At 60.2% G+C, this 19,416-nt stretch carries 19 protein-coding genes; 6 read left to right on the top strand and 13 right to left on the bottom strand.

Annotation, left to right across the window (positions count from 1 at the left end):
• Window positions 1-157: 157 nt before the first annotated feature.
• The 5 genes from ACRRSD_RS00570 to ACRRSD_RS00550 all read left to right on the top strand — a co-directional run bounded on the left by ACRRSD_RS00570 (window position 158) and on the right by ACRRSD_RS00550 (window position 6,596).
• Window positions 158-1,396, top strand: a complete 1,239-nt coding sequence (locus tag ACRRSD_RS00570; RefSeq protein WP_435036661.1) for a c-type cytochrome — start codon at window positions 158-160, stop codon at window positions 1,394-1,396.
• Window positions 1,393-1,866, top strand: a complete 474-nt coding sequence (locus tag ACRRSD_RS00565) for a (2Fe-2S)-binding protein (protein WP_435036660.1) — start codon at window positions 1,393-1,395, stop codon at window positions 1,864-1,866. Before ACRRSD_RS00570 ends, ACRRSD_RS00565 begins: the two co-directional genes overlap by 4 nt.
• Window positions 1,863-4,097, top strand: coding sequence for a molybdopterin cofactor-binding domain-containing protein (locus tag ACRRSD_RS00560; protein ID WP_435036659.1), 2,235 nt, complete (start codon window positions 1,863-1,865; stop codon window positions 4,095-4,097). The genes ACRRSD_RS00565 and ACRRSD_RS00560 overlap by 4 nt, the downstream gene beginning before the upstream one ends.
• Before the next feature lie 170 nt (window positions 4,098-4,267).
• Window positions 4,268-5,380: an alkene reductase gene (locus tag ACRRSD_RS00555; RefSeq protein WP_435036658.1), complete on the top strand. Its 1,113-nt coding sequence runs from the start codon at window positions 4,268-4,270 to the stop codon at window positions 5,378-5,380.
• A 256-nt stretch (window positions 5,381-5,636) separates the two neighbouring features.
• Window positions 5,637-6,596 (top strand): EamA family transporter, encoded by a 960-nt coding sequence (locus ACRRSD_RS00550; RefSeq protein WP_435036657.1) that lies wholly within the window; start codon window positions 5,637-5,639, stop codon window positions 6,594-6,596.
• Between the two features lie 90 nt (window positions 6,597-6,686).
• Here the strand turns inward: ACRRSD_RS00550 and ACRRSD_RS00545 are convergent, their stop codons facing one another.
• Window positions 6,687-7,604 carry a LysR family transcriptional regulator gene (locus ACRRSD_RS00545; protein ID WP_435036656.1) on the bottom strand — a complete coding sequence of 306 codons (918 nt, stop codon included), beginning with the start codon at window positions 7,602-7,604 and terminating at the stop codon, window positions 6,687-6,689.
• 154 nt (window positions 7,605-7,758) lie between these two features.
• Here ACRRSD_RS00545 and ACRRSD_RS00540 point away from each other — a divergent pair, with 154 nt between their 5' ends.
• The gene (locus ACRRSD_RS00540) at window positions 7,759-8,769 is read left to right on the top strand and encodes a zinc-dependent alcohol dehydrogenase family protein (protein ID WP_435036655.1); all 1,011 of its coding nucleotides are present in this window, start codon (window positions 7,759-7,761) and stop codon (window positions 8,767-8,769) included.
• A gap of 87 nt (window positions 8,770-8,856) precedes the next feature.
• On the opposite strand, the gene ACRRSD_RS00535 is transcribed toward ACRRSD_RS00540, so the two are convergent.
• The 12 genes from ACRRSD_RS00535 to proX all read right to left on the bottom strand — a co-directional run bounded on the left by ACRRSD_RS00535 (window position 8,857) and on the right by proX (window position 19,378).
• On the bottom strand, window positions 8,857-9,357 hold the full coding sequence (locus ACRRSD_RS00535) for a ferritin-like domain-containing protein (protein WP_435036654.1): 501 nt from the start codon (window positions 9,355-9,357) through the stop codon (window positions 8,857-8,859).
• A gap of 216 nt (window positions 9,358-9,573) precedes the next feature.
• The gene (locus tag ACRRSD_RS00530; RefSeq protein ID WP_414872287.1) at window positions 9,574-10,020 is read right to left on the bottom strand and encodes a DUF421 domain-containing protein; all 447 of its coding nucleotides are present in this window, start codon (window positions 10,018-10,020) and stop codon (window positions 9,574-9,576) included.
• Between the two features lie 7 nt (window positions 10,021-10,027).
• Window positions 10,028-10,546: a hypothetical protein gene (locus tag ACRRSD_RS00525; RefSeq protein WP_435036653.1), complete on the bottom strand. Its 519-nt coding sequence runs from the start codon at window positions 10,544-10,546 to the stop codon at window positions 10,028-10,030.
• A complete protein-coding gene (locus tag ACRRSD_RS00520) occupies window positions 10,546-11,052 on the bottom strand; it encodes a CinA family protein (RefSeq protein WP_435036652.1) in 507 nt (168 codons plus the stop codon). The genes ACRRSD_RS00525 and ACRRSD_RS00520 overlap by 1 nt, the downstream gene beginning before the upstream one ends.
• Window positions 11,053-11,122: 70 nt before the next feature.
• Entirely contained in the window at window positions 11,123-11,944 is an 822-nt protein-coding gene (locus tag ACRRSD_RS00515) for a DUF3618 domain-containing protein (RefSeq protein ID WP_435036651.1), read from the bottom strand.
• Entirely contained in the window at window positions 11,941-12,369 is a 429-nt protein-coding gene (locus tag ACRRSD_RS00510) for a phage holin family protein (protein WP_435036650.1), read from the bottom strand. Before ACRRSD_RS00510 ends, ACRRSD_RS00515 begins: the two co-directional genes overlap by 4 nt.
• The gene (locus ACRRSD_RS00505) at window positions 12,366-13,019 is read right to left on the bottom strand and encodes a hypothetical protein (RefSeq protein WP_435036649.1); all 654 of its coding nucleotides are present in this window, start codon (window positions 13,017-13,019) and stop codon (window positions 12,366-12,368) included. The genes ACRRSD_RS00510 and ACRRSD_RS00505 overlap by 4 nt, the downstream gene beginning before the upstream one ends.
• Before the next feature lie 205 nt (window positions 13,020-13,224).
• Window positions 13,225-14,715: an aldehyde dehydrogenase gene (locus tag ACRRSD_RS00500; RefSeq protein ID WP_435036648.1), complete on the bottom strand. Its 1,491-nt coding sequence runs from the start codon at window positions 14,713-14,715 to the stop codon at window positions 13,225-13,227.
• A 1-nt stretch (window position 14,716) separates the two neighbouring features.
• On the bottom strand, window positions 14,717-15,619 hold the full coding sequence (locus tag ACRRSD_RS00495) for a dihydrodipicolinate synthase family protein (RefSeq protein WP_435036647.1): 903 nt from the start codon (window positions 15,617-15,619) through the stop codon (window positions 14,717-14,719).
• Window positions 15,620-15,755: 136 nt separating this feature from the next.
• A complete protein-coding gene (locus tag ACRRSD_RS00490) occupies window positions 15,756-17,072 on the bottom strand; it encodes an NAD(P)/FAD-dependent oxidoreductase (protein WP_435036646.1) in 1,317 nt (438 codons plus the stop codon).
• A 127-nt stretch (window positions 17,073-17,199) separates the two neighbouring features.
• Window positions 17,200-18,267 (bottom strand): GlxA family transcriptional regulator, encoded by a 1,068-nt coding sequence (locus tag ACRRSD_RS00485; protein WP_435036645.1) that lies wholly within the window; start codon window positions 18,265-18,267, stop codon window positions 17,200-17,202.
• Window positions 18,268-18,355: 88 nt separating this feature from the next.
• Entirely contained in the window at window positions 18,356-19,378 is a 1,023-nt protein-coding gene (gene proX / locus ACRRSD_RS00480) for a glycine betaine/L-proline ABC transporter substrate-binding protein ProX (RefSeq protein ID WP_435036644.1), read from the bottom strand.
• Between the last annotated feature and the right edge of the window lie 38 nt (window positions 19,379-19,416).

The raw sequence follows: 19,416 nt of genomic DNA, 5'->3' as shown, positions 1-19,416 counted from the left end.
TTGGCCCCTGGTGCCGTCGTCCCCATCGGCGCCCTTCCCCGGCTGTTACAAGGAGCGTTGTCATGACCCGTATCCGATCCGTTCTGCCATTGCCTACCGCGTTTTTCTCCGTCCCATGAACAGCTCATTTCTGAAGTCCAGAACGCTATGGATCAGCGTGGCCGTCGTCGCCGTGCTCGGCCTGATCGGCGCCGTTTGGTTGATGTGGCGCCCGGCAATTACACCGATCGAGCGCCCGACGATGTTCGATACTGCGCAGTTGCAACGCGGGGCGCGGGTGGTCGAGGCTGGCGATTGTGCGGTCTGCCATACCCGCCCCGGCGGTGAATATCTGGCCGGCGGGCTGCCGCTGGTAACGCCGTTCGGCACGCTGTACAGCACCAACATCACCCCGGACGTAGAGACCGGTATCGGCCAATGGTCACTGCCAGCCTTCGAGCGGGCGATGCGTCAGGGCATTGCTCGCGATGGTCACTTTCTTTATCCGGCGTTCCCCTACGTGCACTACCGGGGCATGAGCGCAGCAGATATCGCCGACGCCTACGCCTACTTGATGAGCGGCCCCGCCGTGCACGCGCCGGCCGCGCAGAACCAGATGAATTTTCCGATGAACATTCGTCCGTTGGTGGCGTTCTGGAACTTGCTCTTTCTACACGGTGAGCCATTGACGCCGCTGGCACAGCGCAGCGAGGCGTGGAATCGCGGACGCTATCTGGTCGACGGCCCGGGCCACTGCGCTGGCTGCCATTCGCCGCTGAACCTGATCGGCGCGGAAAAATCCTCGGAGTATTTGCAGGGCGGCAGCGTCGATGGCTGGCAAGCGCCCGCGCTGGTCGGTATGGGCCAGCGCGGCAACCCGTGGAGTCGTGAGCAACTGGTGAGCTATCTGCGCGCCGAAATCGTTGATGGCCACGGCACACCCGCCGGCCCTATGCGTCCGGTCAGCTTGAGCCTGGCGCGCTTGCCCGCCAGTGAAGCCGAAGCGATTGCCGAGTATTTGCTCAGTCTGGAAAACCCGCCTTCGGTGACAGAAACGACGCAGAAGACGCCTGCCAGTGAAGCGGCAGACCACTCGACCGGCGCCCTGCTCTTCAGCAGCGCCTGCGCCGGTTGCCATGGCCCGGCGGCGCCGATGCGCAGCATCGATGGTCGCCCGGCGTTGCAAAACACCTCGGCGCTGCAAGCGGCCAGTTCGCGCAATTTCCTCAAAACCGTGCTTGAGGGCTTGCCCGCCACAGCCGGATCGCCCGGCCCGCTGATGCCTGCGTTCGCCGCCAACCTGGACAACGCGCAACTCGGCGCACTGGCCGCGTATCTGCGTCAGCAAGCCAGCCCCGATCAGCCGTGGGCCGACCTCTCTTCCACTATTGAAGCGTTACGTCAGGAGACGAAATGAGCCAGATCACCCTCAACGTCAACGGAGCCGCGCAACCGCTTGAGCTGGAGCCGGACATGCCGCTGCTGTATGCGCTGCGCAATCACTTGAACCTCAACGGCGCCAAATACGGCTGCGGTCTCGGTCAATGCGGCGCCTGCACGGTGATCGTCGATGATCGACCGGTGTTCGCCTGCCTGACGCCCTGCGCCGGTCTCGAAGGCAAAAAAATCCGCACTGTGGAAAGCCTCGGCAGCGCGGAAAAACCTGGCCCTCTGCAAGCGGCGTTCATCGAGAAACAGGCCGCGCAATGCGGTTACTGCATTGCCGGCATGCTGATGCGCGCGCAGGCGTTGCTTGAGCGTAATCGCCACCCGGATGAGGCAACCATTCGCGAGCACATGGCCGGCAACCTGTGCCGCTGCGGTACGCACTTGCGGATCATCGAGGCGATCAAACAGGTGGCCGGGCATAACGGGAGCCTGACATGAGTGAGTCGAATGAACTGAATCCGAGCCGACGCGCGTTCCTGCGCGGTGGTGCGTTGCTGATGGCGTTCACCCTGCTGCCGGTGGCGCGGCGTGTGTTAGCGGATACGGAAGTCGATACGCTCGGCACCGTGGTCCTCGCGCCTGACCTGCCCGGAAGCCTGCGCACCAACCCGTTTCTCGACGCCTGGATCCGCATCGGCGCCGACGGCATTACCGTCTACACCGGCAAGGTCGAATTGGGCACCGGAGTGAAAACCGCGCTGCTGCAAATCGCCGCCGAGCGTTTGCAGGTGCCGGCCACCTCAATCAACTTGCTCACCGCCGACACCGCGCTGACACCCAACGAAGGCTACACCGCCGGCAGCCACAGCATTTTCGACAGCGGTACCGCGTTGTATAACGCCGCCGCGCAGGTGCGCGAAATGCTCGTCGAGGCCGCCGCGCGCCGTTGGCAGGTTGATGCAGCGCTGCTCAGCACTCGCAACGCTGTGATCGAGGGCCCGGCCGCTCAGCGGATGAGTTACGCCGAGGCGGTCAAGCATGTCGATGTGCACCAATACGCCAAGGCTCAGTCACCAGCGATGGCCGCCACTGATTTCAAACTGATCGGCCATTCGTTGCCGCGCCTCGACATCCCGGCGAAGGTCAGCGGTGGTGCAGCATTCGTCCAGGACATGCGCCTGCCGGGCATGCTGCATGCGCGGGTGATCCGCCCGCCCCGTCCGGGCTGCGCGCTGCAAGCATTCGATGCGGCGTCCATCGAGGCGTTGGTTGGCGTGGTCAAGGTGATCCGCGACGGCAACTATCTGGCGGTGGTCGCCGGTGATGAGTGGCAAGCGATCAAAGCCATGCGCGGTGCCAGCGTAGTCGCGCAATGGAGCGGCGGCGAGGCGATTCCCGAAGCAGACGAGATTCATGGCCTGCTCAAACGCCTGCCCTCACGACGCTATCCGATCAGCAACAGTGGCACGCCGAGCGGCGCGGCCGACACGCGTTTTCAGGCGCGGGTCACCAAGCAGTATTTGATGCATGGCTCGATCGGTCCGTCCTGCGCAGTGGCCTGGTTCAAGGACGGCGTTCTCACCGTATGGACCCACACCCAAGGCGTTTACCCGCTGCGCGCTGGCATTGCCGAAATGCTCGGTCTGCCACCTGAGCGGGTGCGCTGTATTCATACCGAAGGCTCAGGGTGCTACGGGCATAACGGTGCCGATGATGTCGCCGCCGATGCGGCGTTGATTGCCCTGCGCGTGCCCGGTACGCCGGTGCGCGTGCAATGGATGCGCGAACAGGAAAATCTTTGGGAGCCGTACAGCTCGGCGATGGTCACCGAAGTCGACGCCGGCCTCAGCCAGGGCCGCCTGCAGGACTGGGCCTACGAACTCTGGACCACACCGCACAACGAACGCATCGTCAACGCCGGGCGTCTGCTGCCGGCACGCTTGCTCGCGCGGCCCTTCACCTCAGCGCCCTCCGTGCCGATCGCCCAGCCCGAAGGCGATGGTGATCGCAACGCTGTGCCGCTGTACCAGTTGAACTCGACGCGCATCAACATGACCTTCGTCACCGAAATGCCCTTTCGCACCTCGGCCATGCGTTCACTGGGGGCGCACATCAACATCTTCGCCATTGAGGCGAGCATCGACGAACTGGCGATCAGGGCCGGCATCGACGCGGTCGCGTTGCGTCTGGCCCATCTCAGCGACCCGCGTGCCCGCGCGGTGGTAGAACGTGTGCGTGATGAGATCGGTTGGCCGCAAAAAAGCAACGAGCCCGGCGCCGGCATCGGTTTCGCCTTTGCCCGCTACAAAAACATCATGGGTTACTGCGCCATCGCGGTGAAGCTGCAAGTGCATCCGCAGACCGGCGAGATCCGCATCGATCACGTGGTGACGGCGGTGGACGTTGGCCAGATCGTCAGCCCCGACGGCCTGCGCAATCAGGTCGAGGGCGGCATCGTGCAGTCCGCGAGCTGGACCCTGTATGAAAAAGTCGCCTACGACGCCGGGGGCATTCGCAGCTACGACTGGAGCGGCTATCCGATTCTGCGTTTCACGCAACTGCCGAAAAAAGTCGATGTGCATTTGCTCGACCAGCCGGGAGAACCTTTCCTCGGTGCCGCTGAAATCGTTCAAGGGCCAATGGCCGCCGCCCTTGGCAACGCCGTCGCCAACGCTACCGGCCGGCGCTGGCTGAACCTGCCGCTGACGCGCTCAAACCCACCCGCCTGAGCCACACCCGTGTTCATCGCTGATAAGCACGGGCGCCGTTGCGTTGTGCGCAAAACAGCGTAGCGCCGGTCACCGATTATCAGCCCCGCTGAGCGCAGTTAAGTTAGCGGCACTGGTTCGCGGCCCCGCTGCCGCGCTTGAATTTCCTTTATTGAAATCTGGAGCTACCCATGACCCGTCGTCTGTTTCAACCCCTTGCACTCGGTCCTTACACCCTCGCCCATCGCGTGGCGATGGCGCCGTTGACGCGCTCACGCGCCGGCCAACCGGGCGACGTGCCGACGCCGATGAACGCCGAATACTACCGCCAACGGGCCAGTGCCGCGCTGATCATCACCGAGGCCACACAAATCTCCCGGCAGGCTCAGGGTTACGCCTGGACGCCGGGCATCTACAGCCCCGAGCAGGTCCGGGCGTGGCGTGACGTCAGCGCGGCAGTGCACGAGGCTGGTGGCCTGATCTTCATGCAGTTGTGGCACGTCGGTCGGGTGTCCCACCCCAGTTTCCAACCCGATGCCGGCCTGCCGGTTGCGCCCAGCGCGCTGCCGGTGCCGGGCAAGACGTTTATCGTCGACGAAAACGGTAACGGTGTCTGGGGTGATGTGCCGGTGCCACGCGCGCTGGAAACCGCGGAAATCGCCGGCATCGTCGAGGACTATCGGGTGGCCGCGCGCAACGCATTGCAGGCGGGCATGGACGGTGTGGAAATCCATGCCGGCAACGGTTACCTGCTCGATCAGTTTCTTAACAGCAACAGCAACCAGCGTGACGATGCCTATGGCGGCAGCGTGGAGAATCGCGCGCGGTTTCTGCTGGAAGTGGTTGCGGCCGTGGCTGAAGAAGTCGGCGCCGAACGGGTCGGCGTACGCCTGACGCCGATGGGGCGCTTCATGGGCATGGGCGATGACACCCCGGAGGCCACCTTCGGCCACCTCGTCGAAGCGCTCAACCAATGGAATCTGGCCTACCTGCATCTGGTCGAGCCAGCGATGGTCGGCACCGTCAAAGATGAGAACTTCGACCCGCGCTGGGACGCGATCATTGCCCAGTTGCGCAAAACCTGGAACGGCGTGCTGATTCTGGCGGGCGGCTACGATGCGCAATCTGCCGAACAAGCGCTGATTGCCGATCGTGCCGACATCATCGCGTTTGGCCGGCCGTTCCTGGCCAACCCGGACTTGCCGCGTCGACTGCACGATGGCCTGACACTCAACGTGCCAGACCCAGGCAGCTTTTTCGGCGGGGATCAGCGTGGCTACATCGATTATCCATTTCATGCCTGAGCAGAAGCAGACCACCCGTATCTCATGAATGTGTAAGTCCATGGAAGCAGGGGCCGATGCGCCCCTGCCCAATCAAGTCATACGATCTCTGCGCTTAATCAAATAAGTAAAAATCCACCATAACGCCGAACTTATGCGTAGCTGTGCGTTTTCAGGTCTATTGCCCGATGTCGCCGAATGCGATAAAACGGCCTAGTTGTACGACAACCAAATAAAAACCAAGTCGTTCGAACGGCTAACAATCCTGAGATCTGCCATGCCTCGCCCTACCGCTACGCAAACCGTACCGCCGCCCTACCCCCGTTATCTGGCTGTGATCATTCTGTTGTGCATGGGCTGCGCGTTTGCCGGCAATCATGTAGCGGCGCGCGTCGCCTTTGATGATGGTGCGGGAGTGCTGCTGGCGATTTTGATGCGTTCCGGCGGGACCTTGCTGGTGCTCGCCTTCCTGGTGCTGTGGCAAAGACAAAGCCCGCGCTTGCCGGCGGGTGCCTGGCGCTGGCAACTGTTGCTGGGGTTGCTGATCACTGCGCAGAGTCTGTGCCTTTACTCTGCTGTCGCACGGGTGCCGGTGGCGCTGGCCCTGCTGGTGGCGAACGTATTCCCTATTCTGCTGGCATTGCTCACCTGGGCGCTGGGTGGCCCGCGACCGAGCGCCCGCACCGCGACCTTGATGGGGTTGATTCTGTTGGGCCTGGTGTTTGTGCTGGATGTCCCCGGGCGGCTTTCAACCACGACAGACGTCAGTGCGCAATGGCTGACCGGCGTCGCGCTCGCGTTCTGCGCCGCCAGCGTGTTCGCCTGCGCGCTATGGATCACCGACCACAAGTTGTCTCAGGTACGTGGCTCGGTGCGCAGTCTGCTGACCATTTTCATCGTGTTCAGCAGCGTCAATCTGGCAGGGTTGACGGGTGCCCTTCCCGGCGGATTGAACCTGCCCGCGACCTCGACCGGATGGCTTGCCCTCGCCACGCTGGTGGTGCTGTACGGCACGGGTTTTATCGTCCTGTTCATGTCGGTACCTCGGCTGGACATGCCGCGCAATGCGCCGGTCATGAACATCGAGCCATTGGCAACGCTGCTGATGGGCTGGATTGTGCTGGACCAAATGCTCAGCCACGGACAGATTCTCGGTGGGGTGATCGTGGTCACCGGCATCGTTTTGCTGACGTACCGTAAATCGGTGGTCAAGGCTGAGGTTGAAGCCGAGGTGTGACGGGTGTCTCGCCGGCGGTTTTTCCCAGGCGCGCTTGTGCGGCGCTGGCGACAGGCAGGACAAGGCCAGAAACGAACAGCCCTGCTGGCGTCACCTTCCCGCCAGCCAGCGCCCATAGAGCTTTGGAAACTGTTCGCCGATCCACTCAACGAACGCTTCAACCTGCGGGGCCAAGTGCGAACGACTGGGATACAACACTGATACGGGGCGTGGATGCGGGCGATAGGCCTGCAGGACTTCAACCAGAGATCCGTTGGCCAGAAACCGATCCAGGGCGATACCGGGTGCCTGAAGAATGCCAAAACCGGCAACACCGCATTCGACATAAGCGTTGGACTCGTTGACGGTGATCCCTTGGCGACAGATGTGTGATTGCTCGCGGCCGCCCTCCACGAATTGCCAGGCCAGAGGACGCTGGTTCTGCCCCGACAAGAAGGTCACCCCACGGTGTTTGCCGAGATCTTCCAGGGTTTCAGGCTCACCGTACTCTTCCAGGTATCGCGGCGCCGCACAGGTGACCATGGTGGCCAAACCAATACGCCGGGCGATGAGACTTGAACTGGGTAACTCGCCGATGCGCAACGCGCAGTCCACGCCCTCGGCGACCAGATCGACCGTTCTGTCTGTCACCCCCAGAGCCAGTTCGATTGAGGGATAGCGCGTGGAAAATGCTCGTAAGCTTTCGATCAGCCCAGGCTGCGAAAAAGCGGTGGGTATATCGACGCGTAATCGACCCCGCAAGATTGAATCCGGCGTCGAGAACATCGCCGTGACATCGGAAATCTCGCCGAGAATGGTTTTGACCCGCGCATAGAATTGCTCGCCCTCCGAAGTCAGTCTCACTGTCCGGGTGGTGCGCTGAAACAGGCGCACGCCAATCGAGGTTTCGAGTTCCTGAATGGCGCGGGTCACCTGCGGCCGGCCGATCTGCAGCGCGTCGGCTACCCGGGTAAAACTGCTGAGCTCGGCCAATCGGGCAAACACCTGCAAGGACTGAAGCAGCTCCATAACGTCCTCTGACGATTATTTGTTGCCGCCACCCTATCAGGTATTCGCTCGATTGTTGCTTTGAGAATTAACAATCCTGTGCTGTGCCAAGCATTTATCCAGGCGCTCTGCCCAGGAACAATGTCTTCGAACCTACCCACTGGAGACAACTTCCATGAAAGCCTGGCTTCTGCATGATTTCGGCCTCGACAACCTTGCACTCAGCGACACCCCTACGCCTGAACCCAAGGCCGGCGAGCTACTGGTCAGGATCGGCGCGGTTTCGCTCAACTTCCGCGACAAGGCCATCGTCGATGGTTTTTATGAACCCCATCTGGTGCCCAAGCCGTTGATTCCGGTCAGCGACGCGGCAGGCACGGTCATCGCTGTGGGTGAAGGTGTCAGCCGATTCAAGGTGGGCGACCGCGTCAACTCGCACCTGTACTCACGCTGGATTGACGGTGAGCCGGGGCCGGACGAACCTGCCTACTGCTTCGGTATGCCGCTGCCGGGTGGCTTGGCCGAATACATGATCATTCACGAGCAAAGTGCAGTTCGTGCGCCGGACAACATGTCCGACGAAGAGGCCTCGACCCTGCCGATCGCCGCGCTGACGGCGTGGTACTCGCTAGTGGATTACGGCCAGATCCAGCCGGGCCAGACCGTTTTGGTGCAAGGCACCGGCGGCGTATCGATCTTCGCTGTGCAATTGGCAACAGCCCTTGGCGCCAAGGTGATTGTGACGTCCAGCAGCGAGACCAATCTTGAGCGAGTGAAACAGCTTGGCGCAGTGGCCGGCGTTAACTATCGGACCTTCCCGCGCTGGGAAGAGGAAGTGTTGAAGCTCACCGACGGCAAAGGCGTTGACCTGCTGCTGGATGTCGCAGGGGGTGAAGGGCTGAACCAGTCCATCCTGGCCACCAAGGCTGCCGGGAAAATCGCACAAATCGGCTTTCTGACCGGGCAAACGACCACGTTGAGCCTGATGCCGCTGATCTTCCGCCAGACCACAATCCGCGGTATCGCCGTGGCTCCCCGTTCATCGTTTGATCGCATGAACGCATTCCTCGACAAGCACGCAATACGCCCGGTGATCGATCAAACTTATGCATTCGAAGACGCGCACAAGGCCTTCGAGCATCTGGCTCGTGGCGCTTTTGGCAAAGTAGTTATCAAGGTTGCGTAACTGACGGTCAGTAAGCAACGTGCCATAAATCTCGGTGACGGTGTTCGCCGCCACCGAGTTCAGGATCGCTGGAACGCAGCCTGATGATTATTTCTTTTCCAGGGTCGCGGCCTGGTTACCGCCTTGCTCGGCGATCTTGCTCAGCTTCTCGTCCGCGCCCTTTTCTTCAGCGAGCGTGGCGGCCAACAGCGCGGCGGCGTCGTCCAGTTTGAGGTGCTTGGCCATCGCAATCAGGGTGCCGTAGGCAGCAATTTCGTAATGCTCGACTTTTTGCGCCGCTCCAATCAATGCCGCGTCGAGAACCGCGCCCTTGTCGATTTCTTCCAGCAGCTCTTTCGACTCTTCGACCAGTCCCTCCATGGCCACGCACTTCATGCGCTTCAATTTGATACCGGTCAGCTCCACCAACTGATCGATGCGCTCAATTTGCCCGTGGGTCTCCTCCAGGTGGGACGTAAAGGCGTCTGCCAACAGTGGATTGGTCGCGGCCTTCGCCAAACGCGGCAATGCTTTGGTGATTTGTTTTTCCGCACTGTAGACGTCAGAGAGTTCATGGATAAACAAGTCTTCGACAGTTTTTCTAGCCATTTCCAAACTTCCTTCTGGTCAGTATTGGCGTCGCCTGGTGGGCGTCCGCGAGGGATCAACAAGCAGGCAAAACTTGCCGTGCATGAGGACTGACCTGCCTGATTCAGGGCCTGTTCCGAAAATTTTCACGGTGACGGATAAAAGGTTGCAAGCTGACCGCAAGGGTTTCGAGGCACCTTCAACCTCAGGGTGCCAGCCCGGTAAAGTGCCACGGCGTCAGTCTTCCCGCGCAATGAAGGAAATCTTGCCGTTGCGCTCGATGATCGCGAACTTGATCTCTTCCAGCTTCTCGATGCCCTGGCTGGACCGCGCCGCTTCCATCACGTCAGCTTCGACCAGCCGAGCATGACGCAGGCGCTTGTGCAGGAGCTTTCCGTTCTCGACGATGATCGTCGGTTCGCCATCGATCAACTTCGAGACCCATGCCGAGCGTTGTTTAAGCAGGGACAATCCAACATCGATCGCGATCAGGGTCACGATGACGATCATGGCGTTGGTCAGCGAAAAATCATCGCCCAGCAAGGCTTGCTGAGTGGCCTCGCCGATCATCATCAACAGCACGAAATCGAAGGTTGTCAGCTCTGCCAGCGAGCGCCGTCCGGCGATCTTGAACAACACCATCAGCGCCAGATACATGGCCCCTGCACGCAATACCGAATCCATAACTCACCTACGGGAAAATGAACTGATCAAGCTTTACGCCAGGGGTGCCGGGCGTTGCGATATGACTGCGAAACAGCCCGAGGCCATCGCCGCGCAAGGTCATGTAGAGCGTCGCTCGACCGTCACGGTCGGTTTGCAGCCACAGCTTGATGCCTTGCGCAGAACTGCGTGAACGCAACGGTTGCGGTTGCAGCGTTTCGATGCTGAAGCCATCCAGCATCTCCCCGGCGAGCTGTAACTCCACCGCCGCGTTCGGCGTAGAATTCAACGTGATTTTCATCGCATTGGTCGAGCCGTTGCGATGGAACATTTCATACGCCACACGAAGCTGGCCGTCCTCGCTACGCACCTCTCTTGAACTGAGCCAGCCTCTGGAAAAAACTCCCGCCAACGCCATCACGACGACCAGCACCAACACGTACCAGCCAACGCGCTCGAAACGCCAGACCTTCAACTGATAGGCCATGTCTTCGTGAATCGGACGCTCGCGGCTCTTCAAGTCCGGATGATCTGAATCTTCGCTCATCAAGCGCCTTCCTTTTCGCCCGCTCGTGCACGGCGATGAAAGTGCGGCAACCACTGCAATGCATACTCCGTCGCCTCGGTCTGAACCTCGCAACGCCCCCCGGAGAAACGATGCTCGCGACTGAACACGTAGCACTCATCCGCCGATTGAAAGGCCCAGGCAAAACAGATCGTGCCTGCCGGGATGCCATCGACATCGTCCGGGCCGAGAATCCCGGTGGTTGCAATCGCAGCATTCGCGGTGCTGTCGCGTAACGCGCCGGTGGCCATTTCTCTGGCGACTTCAACGCTGGTCAGATTGAACGTTTCAATGGTCTGGGGGTTGACGTGGAGCAGGCGTTGTTTGGCTTGTGGCGAGTACACGACGTAACCACATTCGATAAATTCGCCACTGCCCTCCACTTCCGACAACAGCGTGACAATTTTGCCGGCCGTGCAGGACTCCGCCGTGGTCACCACCAAAGCGTTATCGCGCAGGTATTGCACAGTGTCATCGGCGATGGACATAAGCGCAGTGCCCTCCTCTGTGATAATCCTCTTCCGGGAGGCCTGTTGCCGGCCTCCCGGTGCCGAAAGGTCAGGAAGTGCCTAATCCGTCAGATAGATCAGCGCTGCTGGCCGTTGTGCCTGTTGAGGTCGTTGCGCCTGGACCCGCCTGCGCATGCTCGGTGGTTTTGGTCACGGTATCGCGCACCGCTTCGTAACCCTCCTGGGCCTGTTTTTTCACCTTGTCGACCAGCCCAGCACTGGTGCGTCCCATATACCGTTGCTCAGTCCGGGTAGACGGCAGCGCAGCGCCGAGCAAAGCGCCCAAGGCAATGCCTGCGGCCGCCACCACCAAGGGCTGCTCCCGGAGCAACTGATTGAATTGCTGCCCCAACACTTGCGAGTTGTGGGTGAGCCGATCGCTCGCGTCGTGCAGGGTATGACTGAGGTTTTCGCTGGCCGCGCTGACATTCTCGCTCAAATGCGCGGCCTTGCCCTTCAGCGACTGATACCCCCCTTTGAGCGTGTCAGCGGTCTGGTGCAGATGCTCGCGAGCAGTGCCCAAGCCGTCAGCCAAACCGTCAGCCCACTCCCCGGCTTTATCCTGATCAGGCCCCGTGCGATAGACCGGCTGCTGCACCGGTGGCCGATTCTGCCCCATCATCAACCAGAGCAATCCAACCGATGTCAGCACGGCGGGGACCGGGTTGTTACGCACACTGGTGCCCAGATTGCTGACGAAGGTCGAGCCATTGTTCTGCAGCATGCCCCACGCCTGATCAAACATCTGGCCGGGGGTGAACTTGCTTTCCAGCTTGTCGACGATGTTGCCGATACTGGCGCGCTGCGCGTCGATTTCCCGCTCGATCTGCTCGGGACTTTTTTGCGACTCGATATCCAGTTCAGTGTTCATGAGACTTTCCTCCGCAGCGCTTCCTGATCCTTGTTCAAGGCATCCAGTGTGCGATCAGGTTTGAAGTGGGATGGCTCGAATTGTTTCTTGCCGGATTGCACCATGGCGAAGCCGATGATCATCACCACGGCACCGACGATGAGGGCCGCCAGCCACGGCGCCATAAACAGACTCAAGCCGTAAACCGCCGCCATCAGCAGGATGATGAAACCCGCCAGAAACACAATCGCCCCCCCCGCCACGGCCGCGATGCCGGCCTTGAGTGTAGTGAGGCTGTTCTGAAGTTCGGCTTTGGCCAACGCCAGTTCCTTGGTAAACAACGCGGGGACTTCGCGGGACAACTGCCGCAGCAGGCCAACCACCGACGCATCTTCCGGTTGCGCGAGCGGTCTGGTGCCCGGCAGATCCTGATCTTCTCTGTTCATGACAAGTCTCCTCTCGCGCTGGGCGAAACAGTGGCTGATGCACCGGCAAAATCAGTGGGATGATCGTGCGCGTCGGGCGACGCAGGTGTGATGCCGGTCGCCAGTCCTGGGCTCGGGTCGCCAGACGATGCGGTGGAGGTTTCATAAGGCCGATGCGCGCCATAACCACCCGTCGGCGGTGTCGAGCTTCCCGCCGCAGGATCATGCTCCGCGCTGACGGTGGCCGCAGCAGACGTTCCCGCTTTGAGGAATCTCGATAAGCCAAACCCGATCGCCACGCTGCCAGCAATAAACAGCGCTGGATTGCTGCGGGCCAGATCGGCGGCGTCATGCAGCAGTTGCTCGGCACTTTTGCCGCGCAGATTGCCGGCAAGCCCGGTCATCGACTCCGCCATGTCCGTGAGATAGTCGGACATGCCCAGCGTGTCTTTGTCCTCCAGTTCGGAGACGAAGCTTTTTGCGCCCTGGGCCAGTGCTTCGATCTGCTCGGCTGCGGTATCGCGATATTGGCCGAACTGCGCGTCGGCTTGCTGCCTGGCGCCACCGAGTGCTTCGGTGACTTCTTCCTTCAAATGCTCAAAGTCTTGCCCGGATTTAACGTCTGCAGGATCGTCTGCCTGAGATCCCGCCCTGCTGTCTGAAGTATTCATGTCGCCCCTCGCTTTCTGAGTGAAAACGTCTAGTGGGACTACGCAGCAGTATTGCCCTGAGCCCCTCATAGCAGAGGACGGGAGAGGTTGAACAAGAGTTCAAAGAGGATGATGAGCGTCAAACACTGGCAGATGCTGTTGCCAGATCGCCCCGCCAATTGATCCAGTGGTCGGGGCAATCTGGCTTCCTGGAGCGAAGTTGCTGTCAGGATGCGTCAATCCAGATGGTTTTGATTTCAGTGTATTGGTCGTGCGCCCAGATTGACTTGTCGCGCCCGCCGAACCCCGACTCCTTGTAGCCGCCGAATGGCGTCGAGGCATCGCCCTCGCCGAAGCAGTTCACCGTGACGATCCCGGCACGGATGCCGCGCGAGAGTTTCAGGGCGTGGCGCAGGTTGCCGGTGTAAGCCGATGCCGCCAGGCCGTAGGCCGTGTCGTTGGCCAGCGCAATGGCTTCGTCAACGGTCTGGAACGTGGTGACGCTCAACACCGGGCCGAAGATCTCTTCCTGGAACAGACGGCTATCGCGACTCACACCGTCAACGATGGTGGGTTCGACGAAGATGTCGTCGCGAGTGTTTCCGCCCACCAACACGCTGAGGTTTTCGTCGCGGGCCACATCAAGGTAGGAGCGCACCTTGTCGAAATGCGCCTTGCTGATCATCGAACCCAGGCGGTTTTCCGGGTCCAGTGGATCGCCCATTTTCCAGTCGCCCAGATGCACCTGGACACGCTGCAACAGCTCATTCTTGACGTCGGCGTGGACGATCAGCCGCGAGGAGGCCGAACAGTTTTCACCCATGTTCCAGAACGCACCGTTCACCACATGCTGAGCGACGAGGTCGATGTCTTCGACATCATTCATCACCACGGCCGGGTTCTTGCCGCCACATTCCAGCACGATGCGTTTGAGGTTCGATTCGCTGGAGTATTTCAGGAACAGCCGCCCGGTGTCGGTTGAACCGGTGAAGCTGACCATGGCCACATCCGGATGACGACCCAACGGCTCACCGGCCTCCTTCCCTCCCCCGGGCACGACGTTGAAGACACCGGCGGGAATCCCCGCCTGATGCGCCAGTTCGGCGACGCGCAAGGTGCTCAAGGTGGTTTCCTTGGCCGGTTTGACCACGATCGAACAGCCTGCGGCCAGCGACGGGCCGATTTTCCAGGCGAGCATCAGCAGCGGGAAATTCCACGGCAACACCAGGCCGACAACGCCAATCGGTTCGCGCACCACCATGGTGACCGCACCAGAGCCGACGGGGGCCGTGGCGTCGTAGATCTTGTCGATCAGCTCGGCATGCCAGCGCAACGTATGAATCGTTTCCGGCACGTCGATGTTCTGGCATTCACGAATCGGCTTGCCACTGTCCAGGCTTTCCAGCACCGCCAGTTCATGGGCGTTGTCTTCCAGCAACTGGGCAAAGCGCAGCAACACGGACTTGCGAGCGGACGGCGCCAGTGAATGCCAGCGTGCGTCATCGAAGGCTTTTTTCGCAGCGGCAACGGCGGCATCGACGTCATCGGCATTGCACGCGGCAATCTCGGTCAGTACCTGTTCGGTGGCCGGGTTGGTCGCGGTGAATGTCTTGCCTGAACGCGAGGCGCAAAACTGGCCGTTGATGAACGCTTGGTTGCGAAATTCGAGTTTCGCAGCCAGCTCGAGGTATTGCTCTTTACTCAGCAGGTCTGCCATTTCAAGCCTCCTCAACAATGCGGGCGACGTTTTTCTGAAGGGTTTTGATCACGCTTTCCAGCGCTTGCTTCTCGGAAGGCTCCAGCGGTTGCAGTGGCGCCCGGACCCCGCCGGCACGCAGGCCACTGAGTTCGCTGCCATGTTTGATCGACTGCACGAACTTGCCGCTCTCGAGGAAATCCATCAAAGGCAGCATCGCCGACATGATCCGCCGGCCCTTATCGAAGTTCTTCTCCAGTACACAGGCTTCGTAGAGCGCGATGTGTTCACGCGGGATGAAGTTCGAGCCGGCGCATACCCAGCTGCGCGCGCCCCAGGCGAAAAACTCCAGGGCCTGATCATCCCAGCCACAGGACAGCTGGATCGACGGATGGGCATGTGCCAGACGGTGCAGGCGGCTCATCTCGCCCGAACTTTCCTTGATCGCGGCGATGTTCTTGCAGCCAGCGATGGCTTCGAAAAAATCGTCGCCCATCGCCACGCCCATTCGCGACGGATAGTTGTACAGCATGATCGGCAGCCCGGCCGCCTTGTCCACGGCGAGTACATGGGCGGCAATTTCCTTTTGCGTCGGCAAGGCATACGGTGGCGAACCGACCAGGATGGCGTCTGCTTTCAGGGACTTGGCCTTTTCGGCGAAGTACACCGAGTCTTCGGTACGAATGCCGCCGGTGCCGATGACCAGCGGCAAGCGTCCGCGAATCACCTCTTTGGCCCGCTCGGCCACGGCTACGCGCTCCTCGGCGGTGTGCGCGTAATACTCGCCGGTGGAGCCGCCAATAACGATGCCGTGAACCTTGGACTCGATCAGGTATTCGAGCACGTCGGAGAACGCCGAATAGTCGATCTGGCCATCAGCGGACAACGGGGTAATCGCAGGGGTAAAAATTCCGTCAAAGTTCATAGCGTTTTCTCCAGTGGTTCAATGTTCATCAGTGACCGACGGCATACCGGGCACACCGTGGTTATTTGCGGCGCAAGCCTCCAGGACAGCAGCAGGCCAACGAGCGCGACCGCTGCCGCGTCGGGCCAACGCAGACTCAGCTTTCTCTCCCGGCGCGGTACTGCCCCCACTTGAGGTTCATGTTCACCCCAAGCGAAAGGAACGGTTCTGGCGGGTTGCTGTTGGGGCCTGGCGCCTGCAACAGGAAATCAATCAGTGGGTCACGCTGCCCCGCCAGCCAGTCAGCGAGCAACTTGCCGGTGACGGTTCCGCGCGTGACACCCAGACCGTTGCATCCCAGCGCGCCATAAACGTTGGGCGCCAGTTCACCGAAGAAACCGTTGTGGTTGCGTGACATGGCCAAGGCGCCGCCCCAGGTGTAGTCGAACGTCACGTCCGGCAACATCGGGAAACGCTGATCGAATGAAGCCTTGTGCCGGCGCACGAAGCGCTCGTTGTATTTGCTGTTGCTGCGGCCATCCGGGTTGAAGGTGAAACTGTTGCGGATCAGCAGGCGGTTATCCGGGGTGCGGCGTACCGTGGTTCCGAACGGATCGGCCGGAATGGCGCCCCAGTACGGTTTGCCGCCCAGGCGCGCCTGTTCCTCTGCAGTCAGCGGTCGCGTGATGCTGGCGTAGGTGTAGATCGGCAACATGCGCCCTTGCAGGAAACCGAAACGCATACCGAACGAGTTGTTCGCCAGAATCAGTTTGTCGGCGGTGATGCTGCCGTGGGCGTGTTTGAGGACTGTCTTCGCGCCGTACTCCACTTCCAGAATCGGCGTGCGCTCGTACAGCGTGACGTTCGATGGCAGATGATCGGCGAGGCCTTTCACCAGTCCGGACGGTTGCAATAACACTGCGCCCGGGGTGAACAATGCCTGGCGGTAAAACCGCGTGCCCAGGTGTTCGGGCAATTCGTCGGCATCAATCATTTGAAAGGGCTGATCGAGCTTTTCCAGGCCCCGGCGATAGGCATCGAGTACGGCGATCCCGCGGTTCTCTACCGCCGCCTGATATTTGCCGCAGGCTTTCATCTGGCAGTCGATGCGGTATTGATCGACCAGTTCGCGCAGTATCGATTGGCCGGCCAGATTGAGTTTCAAACTGGTCCGGGCCAACGCGATGTCACCGATGTAATCCTCAGCGCCAATGTCATGGGGAAGATCAATAGCGAACCCGGCATTACGCCCCGAGGGCCCCAATCCGACTTCCTGCGCTTCGATAAGCACCACTTCGTCGTCGGGAAAATTCAACGCCAGTTGCCGCGCGCACGCCAGTCCCGTGAAGCCGGCACCGATGATCACCCAGCGGGCTGAACGGTGCCCGCGGTGAGCCGGTTCGGGACTGCGTGGCTTGCTCAAGTGAAACCAGCCACAACTATCATCATCGGCGGGTAATGAACTGACTTTCATAGTGTTGAACCGTTAATCGTTGAAGTTGCAAAACGCACGCGGCACAAAGCAAACGCACGCAGTGGCGTTGATCCGGAAACTTGCAAAACTGGCACTTGCTCAAACAGCGTCGATTTGACTGTTTGTTTTAAAAACTGGCTGCCACGGCATAACGTCCGCTACTGGCATAGTCACTCGAGTAGTAATAATCCCTGAAGGTCATGGGCGGTAAGCCGAACAGGTCCTTGAAGCGTTTATAGAAGTGCGGATAACTGACAAACCCGGTCGCCAGTGCCACATCAGTCAACGAGCGATCACTTTGCACGATCAATTGCCGAGCCCGGGTCAAACGCAGTTCCAGGTAGTAACGATTCGGTGCCGCATTCAGATAGCGGGCAAACCGTCTTTCCAGTTGCCGGCGTGACACGCCAACCTGGCTGGCGATGGCATCGATTTCCAGCGGCTCTTCGATGTTTTTTTCCATCAAGTCGAGCGCGATGTTCAAAGGCTTCGGAATCGACGAGCAGCGAGTGCTGTCGGCATTCGCAGAAAACTTCGGCTGAACTTTTCCAGACTGGTGAACCCGTTTTATTTCATCGACCAGTGCTGCATCGTTGCGCGCGCCCAGTTGCTGCATGATCGCCAGGGTCATATCCAATGCCGAATGAGCGTTGGCGCAAGTGGCTCGGCGCTGTGTGCAAATAAACTCGCGAGTCGAAACTTTCAGCTGCGGGAAATATTCATGGATGAGGCCGCCGCTGTCGCTGTGACAGGCGAACTCGCAAGCCTCCAGCAAACCGGCATCGGCCAGATAAAACGCGGCATTCCAGCAACCGGCAACGATCCCTTTGCCCGCGGACTTCTTCAGTACTCGGCGCAGCACTGGCTGCGTGGCAAGCCTCACACGCTGGCCTCCGACGACAATTACCGCATCATGACTGAAGCCTTCTGCGACCAGCCTTTGCGAGGCCAGCGACACGCCAATATCGCTTTCAACCAGCCCGCCCTGAAGTGAGTAGGTCGATACCGTGTAAATCGTCTCAGCGTTGATCAGGTTTCCAGTGGCCAAGGCATCCATCGCCGTTGAAAGGGTCGTCAACGAAAAATGATCGAGCAAGATAAACGCCACCCGCACCACCCGTTCATGGCCCGACATCACGGTGGTTGGGCGAAAGCCGATGTTCTGTTGCTTCAAAGGACTCTGGAAAGTTTCCATGTTGCGTCACCCGCTCACCTTCATTTGAAACGACAACCTTGTGGCTTGGCGACTGGCACGGCCCGCCGCCAACCCGTGGTTGAACCGATTACTTCGCTGCCGCCCGCGCGTCACTCAACCAGCCGTCATAGGCCTGCTGGTTGGCCTTGATCCATTCCGCGGCATGGCGCTTGATGTCGGCGAGGGACTTTTCACCCTGCTGCATGCGCAGGTTTTGCGCACTTTCAGCGGCCGTAGGGATGCTGACTTCAGAGAGGAATTTGCGCGCCACCGGGTTCTTCTCGGCGAACTCTTTGCTCATGACGGCATTGATCGTGTCCACCGGGAAGCCGAGGTTCTTGCCGTCATGGAAGGTGTCCTTGCTTTCCTGGCCATCCGGCAGCGAGGTGAACGGCACCGGCAACCAGACCACGTCACGCCCTTCCACCAGAACACTGGCGATCCACTGCGGAACCCAAGTGAAGAACAGCACCGGTTTGCCTTGCTGGAAGCGCGCAATGGTGTCTGCCATCAGCGCGAAGTACGAACCGCGGTTGTCGACCACGGTTGGGCCCAAGCCATAGGCTTTCATGTGGTGTTCAACCATGATCTCGCAGCCCCAGCCCGGGTTGCAGCCGGTCAGGTCGGCCTTACCGTCACCGTTACTGTCAAAGAGTTTGGCGATTTCGGGTTTCTTCAAGTCCGACAGATCCTTGATCTGGTAAGCCTCGGCGGTCTTCTTGTCGATCATGTAGCCCTGCAGCACGCCTTTCATGACTTGCCCGACCTTGACCATCACGTCATCGCCGCCGGCCTTTTCATAAAACGCTTGGTGCAGGTGTTCCCATTCATGCACGGTGAAGTCCGCATCGCCGTAAGACAACGCGAGAAACATCGCCGGGTAGTCGACTTCTTTCGGCTGTTTGACGTCGTAGCCCAGGTCCTTGAGGCCGGCGATCACTACCTCACCGCGAAAGCGCTCTTCAGCAATGGTCGGGAAAATCGGCGTAATCGAAACACCGGCACCGGGTTTGTTGGCATCGGCCGCGTAGACCGCCGAGCACAGCAAAGTCCCAAACACTGAAGCTACCAGGCTCGCAACCACGCTTTTCTTGAGATTTGTCAGTTTCATGTTTCACCACGCTTGGAATTTTTAATGGGGTGAGCAGG

The organism is Pseudomonas neuropathica (genome assembly GCF_051174785.1).
GTDB lineage: Bacteria > Pseudomonadota > Gammaproteobacteria > Pseudomonadales > Pseudomonadaceae > Aquipseudomonas > Aquipseudomonas neuropathica_A.
The sequence above is the reverse complement of the archived record's forward strand: the minus strand, read 5'-3'. Positions and strand labels throughout refer to the sequence as shown.

What these genes read in the sequence shown, in the direction of transcription:
- ACRRSD_RS00530 (WP_414872287.1), bottom strand. Translation starts at nt 10,020, where the DNA reads ATGGATTCGGTATTGCGTGCAGGGGCCATGTATCTGGCGCTGATGGTG.
- ACRRSD_RS00510 (WP_435036650.1), bottom strand. Translation starts at nt 12,369, where the DNA reads ATGAACAGAGAAGATCAGGATCTGCCGGGCACCAGACCGCTCGCGCAA.
- ACRRSD_RS00500 (WP_435036648.1), bottom strand. Translation starts at nt 14,715, where the DNA reads ATGGCAGACCTGCTGAGTAAAGAGCAATACCTCGAGCTGGCTGCGAAA.
- ACRRSD_RS00505 (WP_435036649.1), bottom strand. Translation starts at nt 13,019, where the DNA reads ATGAATACTTCAGACAGCAGGGCGGGATCTCAGGCAGACGATCCTGCA.
- ACRRSD_RS00560 (WP_435036659.1), top strand. Translation starts at nt 1,863, where the DNA reads ATGAGTGAGTCGAATGAACTGAATCCGAGCCGACGCGCGTTCCTGCGC.
- ACRRSD_RS00550 (WP_435036657.1), top strand. Translation starts at nt 5,637, where the DNA reads ATGCCTCGCCCTACCGCTACGCAAACCGTACCGCCGCCCTACCCCCGT.
- ACRRSD_RS00495 (WP_435036647.1), bottom strand. Translation starts at nt 15,619, where the DNA reads ATGAACTTTGACGGAATTTTTACCCCTGCGATTACCCCGTTGTCCGCT.
- proX (WP_435036644.1), bottom strand. Translation starts at nt 19,378, where the DNA reads ATGAAACTGACAAATCTCAAGAAAAGCGTGGTTGCGAGCCTGGTAGCT.
- ACRRSD_RS00490 (WP_435036646.1), bottom strand. Translation starts at nt 17,072, where the DNA reads ATGAAAGTCAGTTCATTACCCGCCGATGATGATAGTTGTGGCTGGTTT.
- ACRRSD_RS00515 (WP_435036651.1), bottom strand. Translation starts at nt 11,944, where the DNA reads ATGAACACTGAACTGGATATCGAGTCGCAAAAAAGTCCCGAGCAGATC.
- ACRRSD_RS00565 (WP_435036660.1), top strand. Translation starts at nt 1,393, where the DNA reads ATGAGCCAGATCACCCTCAACGTCAACGGAGCCGCGCAACCGCTTGAG.
- ACRRSD_RS00485 (WP_435036645.1), bottom strand. Translation starts at nt 18,267, where the DNA reads ATGGAAACTTTCCAGAGTCCTTTGAAGCAACAGAACATCGGCTTTCGC.
- ACRRSD_RS00520 (WP_435036652.1), bottom strand. Translation starts at nt 11,052, where the DNA reads ATGTCCATCGCCGATGACACTGTGCAATACCTGCGCGATAACGCTTTG.
- ACRRSD_RS00525 (WP_435036653.1), bottom strand. Translation starts at nt 10,546, where the DNA reads ATGAGCGAAGATTCAGATCATCCGGACTTGAAGAGCCGCGAGCGTCCG.
- ACRRSD_RS00545 (WP_435036656.1), bottom strand. Translation starts at nt 7,604, where the DNA reads ATGGAGCTGCTTCAGTCCTTGCAGGTGTTTGCCCGATTGGCCGAGCTC.
- ACRRSD_RS00555 (WP_435036658.1), top strand. Translation starts at nt 4,268, where the DNA reads ATGACCCGTCGTCTGTTTCAACCCCTTGCACTCGGTCCTTACACCCTC.
- ACRRSD_RS00535 (WP_435036654.1), bottom strand. Translation starts at nt 9,357, where the DNA reads ATGGCTAGAAAAACTGTCGAAGACTTGTTTATCCATGAACTCTCTGAC.
- ACRRSD_RS00540 (WP_435036655.1), top strand. Translation starts at nt 7,759, where the DNA reads ATGAAAGCCTGGCTTCTGCATGATTTCGGCCTCGACAACCTTGCACTC.